Annotated in this window: 16 protein-coding genes; 11 read left to right on the forward strand and 5 right to left on the reverse strand. The window is 71.0% G+C overall.

What is annotated here, in order from left to right:
* Positions 1 to 195 precede the first annotated feature (195 nt).
* Positions 196 to 711, forward strand: coding sequence for a DUF1877 family protein (locus ACWDY5_RS03745; RefSeq protein WP_449720820.1), 516 nt, complete (start codon positions 196 to 198; stop codon positions 709 to 711).
* A 5-nt stretch (positions 712 to 716) separates the two neighbouring features.
* On the opposite strand, the gene ACWDY5_RS03750 is transcribed toward ACWDY5_RS03745, so the two are convergent.
* Entirely contained in the window at positions 717 to 1,877 is a 1,161-nt protein-coding gene (locus ACWDY5_RS03750) for a PQQ-dependent sugar dehydrogenase (RefSeq protein ID WP_449720821.1), read from the reverse strand.
* A 49-nt stretch (positions 1,878 to 1,926) separates the two neighbouring features.
* On the opposite strand from ACWDY5_RS03750, the gene ACWDY5_RS03755 reads away from it, so the two are divergent.
* Together ACWDY5_RS03755 and ACWDY5_RS03760 are read left to right on the forward strand one after the other, a co-directional pair.
* Positions 1,927 to 2,850, forward strand: coding sequence for a 2-hydroxyacid dehydrogenase (locus ACWDY5_RS03755; protein WP_449720822.1), 924 nt, complete (start codon positions 1,927 to 1,929; stop codon positions 2,848 to 2,850).
* Positions 2,851 to 2,920: 70 nt separating this feature from the next.
* Positions 2,921 to 3,559 carry a DoxX family protein gene (locus ACWDY5_RS03760; RefSeq protein WP_449720823.1) on the forward strand — a complete coding sequence of 213 codons (639 nt, stop codon included), beginning with the start codon at positions 2,921 to 2,923 and terminating at the stop codon, positions 3,557 to 3,559.
* A 56-nt stretch (positions 3,560 to 3,615) separates the two neighbouring features.
* Here ACWDY5_RS03760 and ilvD read toward each other — a convergent pair whose 3' ends face one another.
* Both ilvD and ACWDY5_RS03770 read right to left on the reverse strand, forming a co-directional pair.
* Positions 3,616 to 5,460 carry a dihydroxy-acid dehydratase gene (gene ilvD, locus ACWDY5_RS03765; protein ID WP_449720824.1) on the reverse strand — a complete coding sequence of 615 codons (1,845 nt, stop codon included), beginning with the start codon at positions 5,458 to 5,460 and terminating at the stop codon, positions 3,616 to 3,618.
* 9 nt (positions 5,461 to 5,469) lie between these two features.
* Positions 5,470 to 5,886 carry a PH domain-containing protein gene (locus ACWDY5_RS03770; RefSeq protein WP_449720825.1) on the reverse strand — a complete coding sequence of 139 codons (417 nt, stop codon included), beginning with the start codon at positions 5,884 to 5,886 and terminating at the stop codon, positions 5,470 to 5,472.
* Positions 5,887 to 6,165: 279 nt separating this feature from the next.
* Between ACWDY5_RS03770 and ACWDY5_RS03775 the strand changes: the two genes are divergently transcribed.
* From ACWDY5_RS03775 to ACWDY5_RS03790, 4 genes are all read left to right on the forward strand, one after another.
* Positions 6,166 to 7,992 carry an acetolactate synthase large subunit gene (locus tag ACWDY5_RS03775; RefSeq protein WP_449720826.1) on the forward strand — a complete coding sequence of 609 codons (1,827 nt, stop codon included), beginning with the start codon at positions 6,166 to 6,168 and terminating at the stop codon, positions 7,990 to 7,992.
* A 4-nt stretch (positions 7,993 to 7,996) separates the two neighbouring features.
* Positions 7,997 to 8,503 (forward strand): acetolactate synthase small subunit, encoded by a 507-nt coding sequence (ilvN, locus tag ACWDY5_RS03780; RefSeq protein ID WP_252484980.1) that lies wholly within the window; start codon positions 7,997 to 7,999, stop codon positions 8,501 to 8,503.
* A gap of 24 nt (positions 8,504 to 8,527) precedes the next feature.
* A complete protein-coding gene (ilvC, locus tag ACWDY5_RS03785) occupies positions 8,528 to 9,541 on the forward strand; it encodes a ketol-acid reductoisomerase (protein WP_252484979.1) in 1,014 nt (337 codons plus the stop codon).
* A gap of 243 nt (positions 9,542 to 9,784) precedes the next feature.
* The gene (locus ACWDY5_RS03790; protein ID WP_449720827.1) at positions 9,785 to 10,138 is read left to right on the forward strand and encodes a hypothetical protein; all 354 of its coding nucleotides are present in this window, start codon (positions 9,785 to 9,787) and stop codon (positions 10,136 to 10,138) included.
* A gap of 33 nt (positions 10,139 to 10,171) precedes the next feature.
* Here the strand turns inward: ACWDY5_RS03790 and ACWDY5_RS03795 are convergent, their stop codons facing one another.
* Together ACWDY5_RS03795 and ACWDY5_RS03800 are read right to left on the reverse strand one after the other, a co-directional pair.
* Positions 10,172 to 11,128, reverse strand: a complete 957-nt coding sequence (locus ACWDY5_RS03795; protein WP_449720854.1) for a phosphotransferase family protein — start codon at positions 11,126 to 11,128, stop codon at positions 10,172 to 10,174.
* Positions 11,129 to 11,181: 53 nt separating this feature from the next.
* Complete coding sequence (locus tag ACWDY5_RS03800; RefSeq protein WP_449720828.1) at positions 11,182 to 11,631, reverse strand: hypothetical protein; 450 nt, start codon at positions 11,629 to 11,631, stop codon at positions 11,182 to 11,184.
* Positions 11,632 to 11,925: 294 nt separating this feature from the next.
* Here ACWDY5_RS03800 and ACWDY5_RS03805 point away from each other — a divergent pair, with 294 nt between their 5' ends.
* The 4 genes from ACWDY5_RS03805 to serA all read left to right on the forward strand — a co-directional run bounded on the left by ACWDY5_RS03805 (position 11,926) and on the right by serA (position 15,069).
* Positions 11,926 to 12,774, forward strand: a complete 849-nt coding sequence (locus tag ACWDY5_RS03805) for a helix-turn-helix domain-containing protein (RefSeq protein WP_252484976.1) — start codon at positions 11,926 to 11,928, stop codon at positions 12,772 to 12,774.
* A gap of 68 nt (positions 12,775 to 12,842) precedes the next feature.
* The gene (locus ACWDY5_RS03810) at positions 12,843 to 13,052 is read left to right on the forward strand and encodes a DUF397 domain-containing protein (RefSeq protein ID WP_283661115.1); all 210 of its coding nucleotides are present in this window, start codon (positions 12,843 to 12,845) and stop codon (positions 13,050 to 13,052) included.
* Positions 13,049 to 13,327, forward strand: a complete 279-nt coding sequence (locus ACWDY5_RS03815) for a DUF397 domain-containing protein (RefSeq protein WP_449720829.1) — start codon at positions 13,049 to 13,051, stop codon at positions 13,325 to 13,327. Before ACWDY5_RS03810 ends, ACWDY5_RS03815 begins: the two co-directional genes overlap by 4 nt.
* A gap of 143 nt (positions 13,328 to 13,470) precedes the next feature.
* The gene (gene serA, locus ACWDY5_RS03820) at positions 13,471 to 15,069 is read left to right on the forward strand and encodes a phosphoglycerate dehydrogenase (RefSeq protein WP_449720830.1); all 1,599 of its coding nucleotides are present in this window, start codon (positions 13,471 to 13,473) and stop codon (positions 15,067 to 15,069) included.
* The last annotated feature ends 125 nt before the right edge of the window (positions 15,070 to 15,194 follow it).

Consider the following 15,194-nt stretch of genomic DNA (forward strand, 5'->3'; position numbering starts at 1 on the left):
ACCACCAGCGACAACGCCAGCACCGCGGCCCGTGCCGCCCGGACAACTCCCGGGCGGCACGGGCCGCGGCACACTCGCCCGCTGCCTGCTCAACTCGCGCGGCCGCCCGGGCGGAAACCCCGGCAACACCGCCGCCCCTCGGGACCTGGTTCCGGGGGGCGCTGGGACGGTTCGGCCCCCGCCATACTGCACCGCATGGCCGTCACCCAGCAGCTGGTCCGCATCCCCGCCACGCGACTGGCCGCCTGCCGCCAGTCGGTGGCGGCGCTGGACGAGCTCTGCTCGTTCACGTCGACTCCGGATGAGGACCGCCTGGAGCTGAACTGGTGGCCCGGCGCGCTGAAACGAGCGTGGGCGCTGACCGGAGTCGATGCTCGGGCCTTGGCGGTTCTCCGGCGCGGATTCGACGGTGACGAAGAAGTGAACCCGGCCTACCGGGAGCATCCCGACACGATCTGGGAACACCCGGTTACGGCGCTGGAGCCATCGCGGGTTAGCGAGGTCGCCGAGGCGTTGCGTGCCGTAACACCCACAGCGGTCCGCGCCGTGGTGCCATTGAACGCGGCCGAGGCCGAGGCCGCGCTGGGCGGGATCGCGCGCGAAGTAGTCGGTGATCTGGCCGAACAACTGGCCCGGCAGCACGCCATCCTGCGCGACTTCTACGGCGAGGCCGCACGTCGCGGACTTGTCGTCGTGTTGTGGTGGGACTGAACCGGCTAGTCGTTCCCGCCGGTGCCACCGCCCTGCGGCGGCAGCACGAACACCCGGTCGTCGCTGCTCACCGGCTTGCCGCCGGCCTTGTTCAGCGTGCCCACCCAGGCGTTGCCGTCCGGGCCCAGGTCCACGCCGCCGAGTTGGCCGTAGGTGCCCTTCAGGGTGGTTTCCGGGCGGCCGGTGAAGGCGCCGGTGTTGCTCACGGCCAGGTTGAACATGCCGGCGCCGGTGGTCAGTGCGACTGACAGGCGGTCGCTGTAGGCGGCGCAGCCTGCCACGCCGGGGCGGTCCGGCCAGGTCCAGGCCGGGGTGCCGAGGGGCTTGCCCAGGGCGAACTTGTAGACCACGTCCTGCTTGTCCGCGCGGTCGGTGACCCAGGTGGTGCGGTGGTCGGTGGTGCTGCAGATGCCGCCGGGGCTGGTCAGGCCGGTGGCCACCACCGTACTGCCGGCGTTGGGGTTGCCGTCGGCCGGCTTGCCGGAGGTGGTGATCCGCAGGACCTTCCCGGCCAGGGAGTTCGGATCGCCTGCCGCGCCGCCGTTGCCCGCGTTGCCGGTGGCCACCAGCAGCGCCCCGGTGCGGTCCCTGGCCAGCGCGCCGCCGTTGTTGCGGCCGCCGCGCGGGATGCCGGTGAGCACCGGCTTGGGGCCGTCGCCCTTGGCGATGCGCACCACCCGGTTGTCCGAGCCGGTGGTGATGTAGGCGAAGACCAGGCCGTCCTCGGCGTAGCTGGGCGAGAGCGCGAGCCCGGTCAGCCCGCCGCCACCGGCCCCGTCCACCGGGATCCGGGCGAACTCCTCCGGCGACTTGCCCGGCTGCACCTTCAGGATCTTCCCGCTGACCCGCTCGGCGGCCAGCGCGGACTGCCCGTCCGGCAGCACCGCGACCGCGGCCACCTGGTCGAGGCAGGTCGCGACCACCGAGGGGTCGAAGTCCTTGCAGCCGTCCGGCGGCGGCACCGGGGTGTTCGGCCGGGTCGGCGGCTGCGGGCCGCCGCCCCCGCCCCCGCCACCGGGTGGCGGGGCGCCCTGGGGTTGCAGCCGGGGCTGCTCGGTCCAGTCGGCCTGCCGCACCTCGGGGAAGCTGGCGCACCCGGAGACCAGCAGGGCGAGCGCCACCATCCCGATGAGGGACGTCCGTCGCTTCGAACCCGGGGCTGGCATGGGCTCCAGGGTAGGTGGCCGCAGGTGAACCCGAGGTTAGAGTGCCGAGGTGAGCCTGACTGTGCTGCTGCCCGACTACCCAGGGGCCGCCGACCTGGTGTCCGCGATCGAGGGTGTGCGGGTGGTCACCTACGACCCGCACGACCAGCTCAACATGCCGGCCGAGGCGGTGGAGGCCGAGGTGTTCGTGCCGCCGTTCCTGGCCTCCCGGGAGCTGGTGCCGCTGGCCGAGTCGCTGCCAAGGCTCCAGCTGGTGCAGCTGCTCAGCGCGGGCGCGGAGGCCTGGATCGGCGCGCTGCCCGAGCGCGTGAAGCTGTCCAACTGCCGGGGCGCGCACGGCGGCAGCACCGCGGAGTGGGTGGTCGGCGCGCTGCTGTCGATCTACCGCGACTTCCGCGAGTTCGACGCCGCCCAGCGCGCCGGGGAGTGGGCCTACCACCAGACCGACACCCTCCAGGGCAAGCGGATCCTGGTGGTCGGCGCCGGTGACCTCGGCAGGCAGCTGGAGCGCAGGCTCATCCCGTTCGACACCGAGGTCACCCTGGTCGGGCGCAGCGCGCGGGAGGGGGTGCGCGGCGAGGACGAGCTGCCCGAGCTGCTCGGCGAGTACGACGTGGTGGTCGTGGTGGTGCCGATGACCGAGGACACCCGGCACCTGGTGGACGCCAAGTTCCTGGCCCGGATGGCCGACGGCGCGATCTTCGTCAACGGCGCCCGCGGCCCGGTGGTGGACACCGACGCGCTGCTGGCCGAGCTGACCAGCGGCAGGCTGCGCGCCGCGCTGGATGTCACCGACCCGGAACCGCTGCCTGCGGGCCACCCGCTGTGGCGCGCGCCGAACCTGCTGCTGACTCCGCACGTAGCGGGCAGCGTGGCTGGTCAGCACCAGCGCGCCTTCCGCATCGTGGCCAGGCAGATCGCCCAGTTCGCCGCAGGCAAGGACCCGGAGAACCTGATCCGCGGCAGCTACTGACCCCCGCGAACCGCCGCCGCCACGCCGCCCGGGTCGCCGAAGTGGCTCGGATCACCTAGCCTGCTTGGGCGTGAGCACTCACGACAGCGGCCCCGGCACCAGCGGGGGCGCGCACCACTTCGACGACGCGGGGTATTCCGCCACCGGCACCACGGCGGCACTGCCCGTTGACCAGGCCGACGGTGCGGACACCGTGCGGCGCAAGCCCTTCGCCTGGAACGGTGGCACCGACCTCGGCCTGCTCGTCCTGCGGCTGGTGCTCGGTGGCACGTTCATCGCGCACGGAGCGCAGAAGCTCTTCGGCGTGTTCAACGGACCCGGCATCAACGGGTTCGCCAAGTTCCTGGAGTCCTTCGGGTTCCAGCAGACCCGGATCCTGGCCTACGTCACCGGGATCACCGAGCTGGGCGGCGGCGTGCTGATCGTGCTGGGCTTCCTGACCCCGCTCGGCGCGGCAGGCCTGCTCAGCGTGATGATCAACGTGGTCACGCTCAAGTGGAACAACGGTTTCTTCCTCGGCCAGACCGGCTCCGGCTTCGAGTTCGACCTCGTGCTCGGCGCCCTGGCGGCCGCGCTGCTGTTCCTCGGGCCCGGCCGCGCCTCTCTCGACAACGGTCGCTCCTGGGCGCGCGTCCCACTCCCGTGGGGCGTGCTCTTCCTCCTGGTCGCGGCGGGCGCCGCGGTGATCACCCTGGTGGTCCTGCGCTGACGCCACAAGAAACAGCGCGGGCCCGGCTCACCACGAGCCGGGCCCGCGCTGCTTGGTCACTTGTTCGGGTCGCGGACCGCGCCGGTGGCCGCTGAGGTGGCCAGGCGGGCGTAGGCGCGCAGGGCCTTGGACACCGGGCGCTGCCGGTCCACCGGCTGCCACGGGTTCTCGCTGGCCTCCATCTTGGCCCGCCGTTCGGCCAGCACCGCCTCGTCCACCAGCAGCTCCAGCTTGCGCCGGTGCACGTCGATGACGATCTCGTCCCCGTCCTGCACCAGCCCGATCAGCCCGCCCTCGGCCGCCTCCGGCGAGATGTGCCCGACCGAGATGCCCGAAGAGCCACCGGAGAACCGGCCGTCGGTGATCAGCGCGCACACCTTGCCCAGGCCCGCGCCCTTGAGGAACGCGGTGGGGTGCAACATCTCCTGCATGCCGGGGCCGCCTGCCGGGCCCTCGTACCGGACCACCACGACCTCGCCCGGCTGCACCTGCTTGCCCAGGATCGCCGAGACCGCCTGCTCCTGGCTCTCCACCACCCTGGCCGGGCCGCGGAAGACCCACAGCTCCTCGTCGATCCCGGCGGTCTTGATCACCGCGCCGTCCTCGGCCAGGTTGCCGTGCAGCACCGCGAGGCCGCCGTCGGCGGTGTAGGCGTGCGCGCGGTCCCTGATGCAGCCGCCTGCCGCGTCGGTGTCCAGCGAGGACCACCGGTTGCTGGTGGAGAAGGCCTGCGTGGTGCGCACCCCGCCGGGCGCGGCGTGGAACAGCTCGACCGCCTCCGCCGAGGGCGACTCCGCCCGGATGTCCCAGGCGCCCAGCCACTCGTCCATGCTCGCGCTGTGCACGGTGCGCACGTCTCGGTTGAGCAGCCCGGCCCGGTCCAGCTCGCCCAGGATGGCCGGAATGCCACCGGCCCGGTGCACGTCCTCCATGTGGTAGTCGGAGTTCGGGCTCACCTTGGCCAGGCAGGGCACCCGGCGGCTGACCGCGTCGATGTCGGCCATGGTGAAGTCGAGCTCCGCCTCGTGCGCGGCGGCCAGCACGTGCAGCACGGTGTTGGTCGAGCCGCCCATGGCCACGTCCAGCGCCATCGCGTTCTCGAACGCGGCCCGGTTGGCGATGTTGCGCGGCAGCGCGGACTCGTCGTCCTGCTGGTAGTAGCGCTTGGCCAGCTCCACCACGGTGGTGCCGGCCCGCTCGAACAGCGCCCGGCGGGCGGCGTGCGTGGCCAGGGTGGACCCGTTGCCCGGCAAGGAAAGCCCGAGCGCCTCGGTGAGGCAGTTCATCGAGTTCGCGGTGAACATGCCGGAGCAGGAGCCGCAGGTCGGACAGGCCGAGCGCTCCACGATGGACAGGCCCTCGTCGTCGACGTCCGGGCTGGCCGAGGCGGCGATCGCGGTGATCAGGTCGGTGGGCGCCTGCGCGACCCCGTCCACCACCACGGCCTTGCCGGCCTCCATCGGCCCGCCGGAGACGAAGACCACCGGGATGTTCAGCCGCAGCGCGGCCATCAGCATGCCGGGGGTGATCTTGTCACAGTTGGAGATGCAGACCAGCGCGTCCGCGGCGTGGCCGTTGACCATGTACTCCACCGCGTCCGCGATCAGCTCGCGGGAGGGCAGCGAGTAGAGCATCCCGCCGTGCCCCATGGCGATGCCGTCGTCCACCGCGATGGTGTGGAACTCCCGCGCCACGCCACCGGCCTCGCGCACTGACTCGGCCACGATGTCACCGAGGTCACGCAGGTGCACGTGCCCCGGCACGAACTGGGTGTAGGAGTTGGCGATCGCCACGATCGGCTTGCCGAAGTCGGAGTCGGTCATACCGGTGGCGCGCCAGAGCGAACGGGCGCCCGCGGCGTTGCGGCCGTGGGTGGTCACGCGGGAGCGGAGCGGGGGCACAGCTCCTCCTTAACGGGGTTCGTCAGTGGGGTCCGGCTTGGCGGGCTCGGTCTCGGCGGCCGGCTCGGGTTCGCCGAAGCGGCCGCCGCTGGCCCGCGCCAGCGCGTCGAGGTCGCGCACCCGCACCGCGGGCAGCGTGACCTCGGAGTCGTCGGTGAGCACCGCCTTCACCCCGGAGGCCTTGGTCAGGCGCAGCGCGGCGATGTCCGACCAGACGATGCTGCGAGCGCCGAACAGCGTGCGGATGCGCACCTGTTCGGCGTCGACCACGGTCCTGGTGCGGATCACCCACAGGACCAGTGCGAGCGGCACCAGGTAGACCACCTGGAGACCGGGCGCGCCGAAGGCGAGTGGGGTCGCGCACACGAACAGCAGCGCCGCCGGAATCATAGCCGCAGTGGGGATCCGGAAAATCAGTCCGCTCACGTCCTCGATCCTTCCACGTGCGCGAACGGGTGTTCGCGACGGTGCGGTGTCCCTCGGTCGTGTCCAACATCCGGGAGTACCGTCCCGCAGAGTTGACGCCTGTCCCGGCCAAGGGCTAGCGTCGGCAGGGTGCAGCGCAAGACTTTCCTCCTCGTACTTCCCAGGCGCGTCGACGCCTAGGAAGCACTCGTCGACGCGCAACCCTCGTACGGCCGACCCAGGCCGACGAGGGTTTTTTGTTGCCCGTAGCTTGCTCACACCGAACACGAGGCAGACCCGATGACCCAGGTGAGGCCCACGCCGCCGCCCCAGCCGTCCCAGGGGGCAAGACCCCGCCCGACCCCGCCCGCCGGCGCTCCGGTCAGGGTGACCGGCGCGCAGTCGCTCGTGCGCTCGCTCGAGTCGGTGGGCTGCGAGATCGTCTTCGGTATCCCCGGCGGTGCCATCCTGCCCGCCTACGACCCGCTGCTGGACTCCACCAAGCTGCGGCACATCCTGGTCCGGCACGAGCAGGGCGCGGGCCACGCCGCCTCCGGCTACGCGCACGCCACCGGCCGGGTCGGGGTGTGCATGGCCACCTCGGGTCCCGGCGCGACGAACCTGGTCACCCCGATCGCCGACGCCTACATGGACTCCATCCCGATGGTCGCGATCACCGGCCAGGTGGCGCGCTCCTCGATCGGCACGGACGCCTTCCAGGAAGCCGACATCTGCGGCATCACCATGCCCATCACCAAGCACAACATCCTGGTGACCGACGCCGCGGAGATCCCGCGCGCGATCGCCGAGGCCTTCCACATCGCCAGCACCGGCCGACCCGGCCCCGTGCTGGTGGACCTGCCCAAGGACATCCTGCAGGCCACCACCTCCTTCAGCTGGCCGCCGGAGATGCGGCTGCCCGGCTACCGGCCGACCACCAAGCCGCACGGCAAGCAGGTGCGCGAGGCGGCCAAGCTGATCGCCTCGGCCAAGCGCCCGGTGCTCTACGTCGGCGGCGGCGTGGTGCGCGGCAAGGCGTCCGCGGAGCTGCTGGAGCTGGCCGAGCTGACCGGCATCCCGGTGGTCACCACGCTGATGGCCCGCGGCGCCTTCCCCGACTCCCACCGCAGCCACCTGGGCATGCCGGGCATGCACGGCACGGTCGCCGCGGTGGCCGCGCTGCAGCGCTCGGACCTGCTGATCACCCTCGGCGCGCGCTTCGACGACCGGGTCACCGGCCAGCTCGGCACCTTCGCGCCGGACGCGCAGGTCATCCACGCCGACATCGATCCGGCCGAGATCTCCAAGAACCGCAAGGCAGACGTGCCGATCGTGGGCGACGTCAAGGACATCATCGCCGACCTGGTGCCCGCGGTGCGCGCGGAGTACGAGGGCGGCGCCCGCGCGGACATCTCCGCGTGGTGGACCATGCTCGACGGCATCCGCGGCTCCTTCCCGCTGGGCTACGACTGGCCGGCCGACGGCACGCTGTCCCCGCAGTACGTGATCGAGCGGATCGGCAACCTGGTCGGCCCGGAGGCGATCTACACCGCGGGCGTCGGCCAGCACCAGATGTGGGCCGCGCAGTTCGTCAAGTACGAGAAGCCGGCCACCTGGATCAACTCCGGCGGCCTGGGCACCATGGGCTTCGCCGTGCCGGCGGCCATGGGCGCCAAGGCGGGCATGCCGGACAAGCAGGTCTGGGCGATCGACGGCGACGGCTGCTTCCAGATGACCAACCAGGAGCTGGCCACCTGCGCGATCGAGGGCATCCCGATCAAGGTCGCGGTGATGAACAACGGCAACCTGGGCATGGTCCGGCAGTGGCAGAACCTCTTCTACGCCGAGCGCTACTCCAACACCGACCTGGGCACGCACAAGCACCGCATCCCGGACTTCGTGCTGCTCGGTGAGGCGCTGGGCTGCGCCGGTCTGCGCGCGGAGACCAAGGAGGAGGTCGACAAGGTCATCCAGCAGGCGATGGAGATCAACGACCGCCCGGTGGTCATCGACTTCGTGGTCGGCAAGGACGCCCAGGTGTGGCCCATGGTGGCCGCGGGCACCGGCAACGACGAGATCATGGCCGCGCGCGGCATCCGCCCGCTGTTCGACGAAGACGAGGTGTGAGGCGATGACTCGGCACACGCTGAGCGTGCTGGTGGAGAACAAGCCCGGTGTGCTCGCTCGGGTCGCGGGCCTGTTCTCCCGGCGGGGCTTCAACATCGAGAGCCTCGCGGTGGGGCCGACCGAGCACCCCGAGGTGTCCCGGATGACCATCGTGGTCGCCGTGGAGCTGCTGCCGCTGGAGCAGGTCACCAAGCAGCTCAACAAGCTCGTGCACGTGATCAAGATCGTTGAGCTGGACGCCTCGGTGTCCGTGCGCCGCGAACTGCTGATGGTGAAGGTCCGGGCGGACGCCACCGTGCGCAGCCAGGTGCTGGAGACCGTGCAGCTCTTCCGCGCCAAGGTGGTCGACGTCTCGCCGGAGGCGCTGACCATCGAGGCCACCGGCACCACCGACAAGCTCGACGCCCTGCTGCGCATGCTGGAGCCCTACGGCATCAGGGAGATGGTCCAGTCCGGCATGGTGGCCATCGGCAGGGGCGCTCGTTCCATCACCGCGACCGCGGTTCGCTAGTACACATATAGGAGAAGCAAGAGCATGAGTGTCGAGATCTTCTACGACGACGACGCCGACATCAGTGTCATCCAGGGTCGCAAGGTCGCGGTGATCGGCTACGGCAGCCAGGGCCACGCGCACGCGCTGAGCCTGCGCGACTCGGGCGTCGACGTGCGGATCGGCCTGCCGGAGACCAGCAAGTCCCGGGCCAAGGCCGAGGAGGAGGGCCTGCGCGTCCTCACCCCCGCCGAGGCGTCCGCGGAAGCTGACCTGATCATGATCCTGGCGCCGGACACCGCGCAGCGGCACATCTACGCCCAGGACGTCGCGCCGAACCTCAACGACGGCGACGCGCTGTTCTTCGGCCACGGCTTCAACATCCGCTACGGCCTGATCACCCCGCCGTCCAATGTGGACGTCGCCATGGTCGCGCCGAAGGGCCCCGGCCACCTGGTCCGCCGCCAGTTCGTCGACGGCAAGGGCGTGCCTTGCCTGATCGCGGTGGAGCAGGACGCCTCCGGCAACGCCCAGGCGCTCGCGCTCTCCTACGCCAAGGCCATCGGCGGCAGCCGGGCCGGCGTCATCAAGACCACCTTCACCGAGGAGACCGAGACCGACCTCTTCGGCGAGCAGGCGGTGCTCTGCGGCGGCGCCAGCGCGCTGGTCCAGGCCGGCTTCGAGGTGCTGACCGAGGCGGGCTACGCCCCCGAGGTCGCCTACTTCGAGTGCCTGCACGAGCTGAAGCTGATCGTCGACCTGATGTACGAGGGCGGCATCGCCCGCATGCGCTACTCGATCTCCGACACCGCCGAGTACGGCGACCTGACCCGCGGCCCGCGCGTGATCACCGCTGCGGTCAAGGAGGAGATGAAGAAGATCCTGGGCGAGGTCCAGGACGGCACCTTCGCCCGCGAGTGGGTGGCCGAGGACGACAACGGCCGCGCCAACTACCGCAAGCTCCAGCAGGAGGGCGAAGCTCACCCGATCGAGGAGACCGGCAAGAAGCTTCGGGCGCTCATGTCCTGGGTCGACCGGCCCATCACCGAGACCGCCTGACGTCTGCAACCAGCAGAGAGCGAACGCCGTCCACCCTGGAGTGGGCGGCGTTCGCGCTGTTCAGGGGGTTACGGAGGGTCATCCGTGATCCCACCCGATCGGTTCATTTCACTCAGTAATTTGCCTATTTAGCATTGACCTAACAGTGATCCGCGGTCCGTCGACGGGGCTTGGGACCCCAGTTCGGCAGCAGAGAGACGGCGGAAGCGCCGCCTCATGACGACGCGGGGAGCGTGCAAAGCCATGACCGGCAACATGACCGGTGGGCTGGACGAGTCGGTCCGGACCCACCTGGCCAAGTTGTTCACCTTGATCCACACCCTCGACGACCTGGACGTGGCCGAACTGGCCAGGGCCGAGATGCCCCGTCTGATCTCCGCGCTGAAGCTGGTGCTGGACGCGCACGAGCCGGACGAGTACGGCCACTGCCGCCAGTGCCAGCCCGGCAAACGGCGCCACCGGCTGCCCTTCGAGCCTTGCCGCGCCTACGACAGCGCCCAGCGCTTCCTGGCGGTGGAACGCGGCCTGCCGCAGATGCTGGTGCAGGCCCAGCAGACCGCCTTCGCCGACCATCGTCCGAGGCACGCGCTGCACTGACCGCGGGCCGCGACAGGGGTTGGGGGCGGCCGGTCAGGCTCCCAACCCCCAGAGCCATTCCGCCAGTTCGGCCGCGCCGCGCGCCGCCGCCAGCTCCGGCCGCCGTGCCAGCAGCGGACCCAGCAGCTCGAAGTCGTGGCACAGGCTCATCCCCAGCAGGTCCTCCGGCGCCCCCAGCAGGCCAGGATCGCCGTACCCGGCCGCGAACGCCCGCAGCATCCGCACATCGCCCTCGAACGCGCCCAGGTGCAACGAGACCACGTCGTAGCGGCGGTCCCCGGTCTGCGCCTCGCCGAAGTCGATCAGCCCGGTCAGCCGGCCCGCCGAGACCAACAGATGCTCGCCGCTGAGATCCCCGTGCACCAGCACCGGTTCCGGTGGCCGCCAGGACCCGACGAAGGTCGCTTGCCACTCGGTCAGCTCATCGAGCAGGCTGCGGCGCAGTGGGACCGCGGCACGTCGTTCGCGAGGCGCCTCCGCCAGCCGCCGGTGCAGTAACCCGGTCATGGTCGATGAACTGGCCGCCAGCCGCCCTGAACTTGGTAACGCAAGTTGATGCAACCTGCACAAGACCGCTCCGACGTGTTCAGCGAACCTGGTCCGTTCGGCCGCAGAAAATTGCCACCTGTGACTCAGCGTAGTTAGCGGCAGGCCGGGCAGCCGGCGGCAGACCAGGTAGCTCCAGCCAGCAGCCAGCTCGCCGTCGGCTAGCAGCTCCGGCACCGGCAGCGCGGGGTCCGCGGCCAGCAGGCGGTAGGCGGCCCGCTCCGCCTCGATGCTGTCCGGGCCGTGCCAGAACGGGGTGAACAGCTTCACCACCAGGCCCGAACCGGTCAGCGCGGTGGGGTAGGTGCTGCGCCCCGCCAGCCACATCCTCGCTGGTAGCGGCAGGTTCGCGGCGGCCAGCGCGGCCCGGTGCACGGGTAACCAGACCGCCGGGTCGCCCAATGCCTGGGCATATTCCTCTTCGGTGGACAGGCTGGGCAGCATGATCGGCACGGACCTGAGCGTGGTCCGTGCCGACCGTGTTCCGCCAGCGAGTTCTAGGCCACCTGGTCCGGCGCCAGCCGCAACCGGTGGCGGGCGCGCTGCACGGGGATGTCGTCCTGGCCCGGCGGGGGGCTACCAGGCCAGGACGACAGCTCAGGGGAAGGGGAGGGCGCGTCCTCCACCAGGCACAGCTGGACGTAGGCGATCCGCCAGGTCGGGCAGGGCCACTCGCCGCCGAGGCCCCAGCTCGGCCGGCACAGGCGGCACCGCCTGCGCTTCTTGCGGCCCACCGAGCGGTGCTGGGCGAGCAGGAACTGCCAGCCGCGGACGGTGCGCAGCAGCGCGTTGCGGGCGGCCGGGTCGGTCTGCTCCTCAGCCAGCTCCGCCAGTTCGGCGAGGCGGGAGGCCACCGCGCGGTAGCACTCGCGGCCGCGGGTCGTGCAGCGGTCGGGCGCCTCGTGCACATCCAGGATGGGCCTGCCTGACGACCACACGGTCTCCACCGCCCCTAACGTGAGTACTGTGTCACCGATCGCTTACCGTCGGTGTCTGCCCCCGATTTCGGAGAGCGACGGCGCGGGTACCTAGCGTGCAAGACGGACCATCGAAAATGCAACGTACATACTGCGAAAGACACGATCGGGTGAGAGTGTCGTCCTGCAAACCACAAGCGATTGCAGGTAGCTAGCCTGGACGGGCACACTGCGCAAGTTCCTTCTCACTGCGTGTCACGGCGGGCGGCCGGCACCGCACCGCGGACACGCCGCGATCTCGCGAACTTGCCCGGAGGCCAGGAGATGTCCACCAGTCACAGCCCGACCGTGCGCAGAAGGCGACTGGCCTCCGAGTTACGACGACTCCGTGAGAGCTCCAACCTCACCTGTGAGGAGGTGGCGGCCCATCTTGAATGCTCAGCGGCCAAGGTCAGCCGGATCGAGACCGGCCGCACCGGGGTCAACCCGAGGGACGTGCGCGACATGCTCGTTCTCTACGGCGTCGAGGGCGACCGGCAGAACGCGCTGATCGACCTGGCCCGGATGGCCAAGCTCAAGGGCTGGTGGCACAACTACGGCGACGTGCTCACCGGTGGCTTCGCCGGGATGGAGGCGGAGGCTTCCTCCATCCGCACCTTCGAGTCGCTGGTCGTGCCGGGTCTGCTGCAGACCGAGCGGTACGCGCTGGCGGTCTTCCGCGCGGTACGGCCCAAGGCCGCGCCCAACGAGGTCGAGCGCCGGGTCTCCGCCCGGATGGCCCGCCAGGGCCTGCTCTCGGCCGACCACGGGCCCAAGTACTGGGCGGTGCTGGACGAGGGCGCGCTGCGCAGGCGGGTGGGCGACGCCGACGTGATGCGCGAACAGCTCGACCGGCTGGTGAAGATGAGCTCGCTGCCGAACGTGGAGATCCAGGTGCTCCCGTTCACCGCGGGCGCGCACGCGGCCTCCGACGGCCCGTTCGTCATCCTCGGCTTCCCCGATCCGCTGGACCCGACCGTGGTCTACGTGGAGAGCCTCACCAGCGCGCTCTACCTGGAGAAGCCGGAGGAGATCCGGTTGTACAGCACCGTTTTCGACCACGTCCGCGCCGCGGCGCTGGGCACCGAGGAGTCGGTGGCCCTGATGGCCGCCATGGCGGAAGAACTGGCATGAGCAGGAGGCAGGCCATCCGGCGCTGCGCTCAGGAATCGCACCATCTGTTATCCGGCAAGGAGCAAGTCATGTTCGCCAGCAACCACACCGAATCGCTGTCCTGGCGGGTCAGCAGCTACAGCGGCGGCGGTAACAACTGCGTCGAGGTCGCTCTACCCGTGACCGCCGCCGCGGTCCGCGACTCCAAGAACCGCGCAGGCGGCGCGCTGGTGTTCAGCCGCGCCCAGTGGCACGGCTTCCTCACCGCGGCCCCAGCCTTGCGCGGGACCGGCGCGTGACCGAGCGGCACCCCAGCACCAAGGTCCCGGTCTACGACGACAAGTCCGGGATCAGGGACACGCTCGACTTCTCCGGGGCCCGGTGGCTCTCCAGCGAGGACGACCCGGACGGCACCGGCAAGGTGGAGATCGCCTTCGTCGACTCCGGCGGCGCCACCTACATCGGGATGCGCAACAGCGCGCAGCCCGAGGGACCCATCCTGGTGTTCACCACCGGTGAGTGGGAGGCGTTCCTGGCCGGGGCCAAGGACGGGGAGTTCACCGAGCCCTGGTGAACAGCGGGTGGAGCGGGGGTGACCAAGCTCGCCCCCGCCACCTGAAACATGGCGGTAACACCGCAGCTAGACTGCGGCTTTCCCGCTCGGGGCACAACGCGGTGACCCGGACCAAGGCAATCCGTCCTCTCAGGAGCGCACCGGTGACCAACCCCAACCGCCCCGTCGTGCTGATCGCGGAGAAGCTCGCCACCTCGGTGCTCGACGTGCTCGGCGACGATGTCGAGATCCGCCACGTCGACGGCACCGACCGCCCCGCGCTGCTGTCCGCGGTCGCGGACGCCGACGCGCTGCTCGTGCGCTCGGCCACCAAGGTCGACGCCGAGGTCTTCGCCGCCGCAGGCAAGCTCAAGGTGGTCGCCAGGGCCGGTGTCGGCCTGGACAACGTCGAGGTGCCCGCCGCCACCGCGCGCGGCGTGATGGTGGTCAACGCGCCCACCTCGAACATCGTCTCCGCCGCCGAGCACGCGGTGGCCCTGCTGCTCGCGGTGGCCCGCAACATCGCCCCCGCCGACGCCAGCCTGCGCAACGGCCAGTGGAAGCGCAGCGCCTACGGCGGCGTCGAGCTCAACGGCAAGACCGTCGGCGTGGTCGGCCTCGGCAAGATCGGCCAGCTGTTCGCCCAGCGGATCGCCGCCTTCGGCACCAACCTGATCGCCTACGACCCGTACGTGGCCCCGGCCCGCGCCGCCCAGCTCGGCATCGAGCTGGTCAGCCTGGAGGAGCTGCTGGAGCGCGCCGACGCGATCTCCATCCACCTGCCCAAGACCCCGGAGACCCTCGGTCTGATCGGCAAGGAGCAGCTGGCCAGGACCAAGAAGGGCGTGCTCATCGTCAACGCCGCCCGCGGCGGGCTGATCGACGAGGCCGCGCTGGCCGACGCCATCCGCGAGGGCCAGGTCGGCGGCGCCGGCATCGACGTCTTCGTCACCGAGCCGTGCACCGAGAGCCCGCTGTTCGAGCTGCCCAAGGCCGTGGTGACCCCGCACCTGGGCGCCTCCACCGCCGAGGCGCAGGACCGCGCGGGCACCGACGTGGCCCGGTCCGTGGTGCTCGCGCTGCGCGGGGACTTCGTGCCGGACGCGGTGAACGTGCAGGGCGGCGGCGTGGTCGGCGAGGAGGTCCGCCCGTACCTGCCGCTGACCCAGAAGCTGGGCACCGTGCTGGCCGCCTTCGGCGCCAACCGCGCGCCGGTGTCGGTCACCGTCGAGGTGCGCGGCGAACTGTCCACTGAGGACGTCCGGGTGCTGCCGCTGGCCGCGCTGCGCGGGGTGTTCGCGCACCTGGTGGACGAGCAGGTCACCTTCGTCAACGCGCCCAAGCTGGCCGCCGACCTGGGCGTGGACGTGCGCGTGGTCACCGAGTCCGAGAGCGCCAACCACCGCAGCCTGGTCACCGTGCGCACGGTCAGCGCGGACGGCACCGCGCACAGCGTCTCCGGCTCGCTCAGCGGCCGCAACCAGGTGGAGAAGCTGGTCGAGGTCAACGGCCGCAGCTTCGACCTGCGCGCCGAGGGCCACGTGCTGCTGCTGGAGTACCCGGACCGCCCCGGCGTGATGGGCACCGTCGGCACCCTGCTCGGCGAGGCCGGGGTCAACGTGGAGGCCGCGCAGATCTCCCAGACCCGCGACGGCCAGGACGCCACCATGCTGCTCCGGGTGGACCGCCCGGTCGACGCCGGCGTGCTGGAGCCCATCGGCGCCACCGTCGGCGCCCGCACGGTGAAGGCCATCGCCTTCTGAGGCAGTCCCACTGAGCGATTCCTGACCACGATGCCCCGGTGTGCGAGCGCGCCGGGGCATCGTGCGTTGGTAGATATGGGCGGGACCGACGGATGGCCGTGGAGTCCTGGGGGTTCTGGTGGCAG

The organism is Crossiella sp. NPDC003009 (assembly GCF_053591555.1).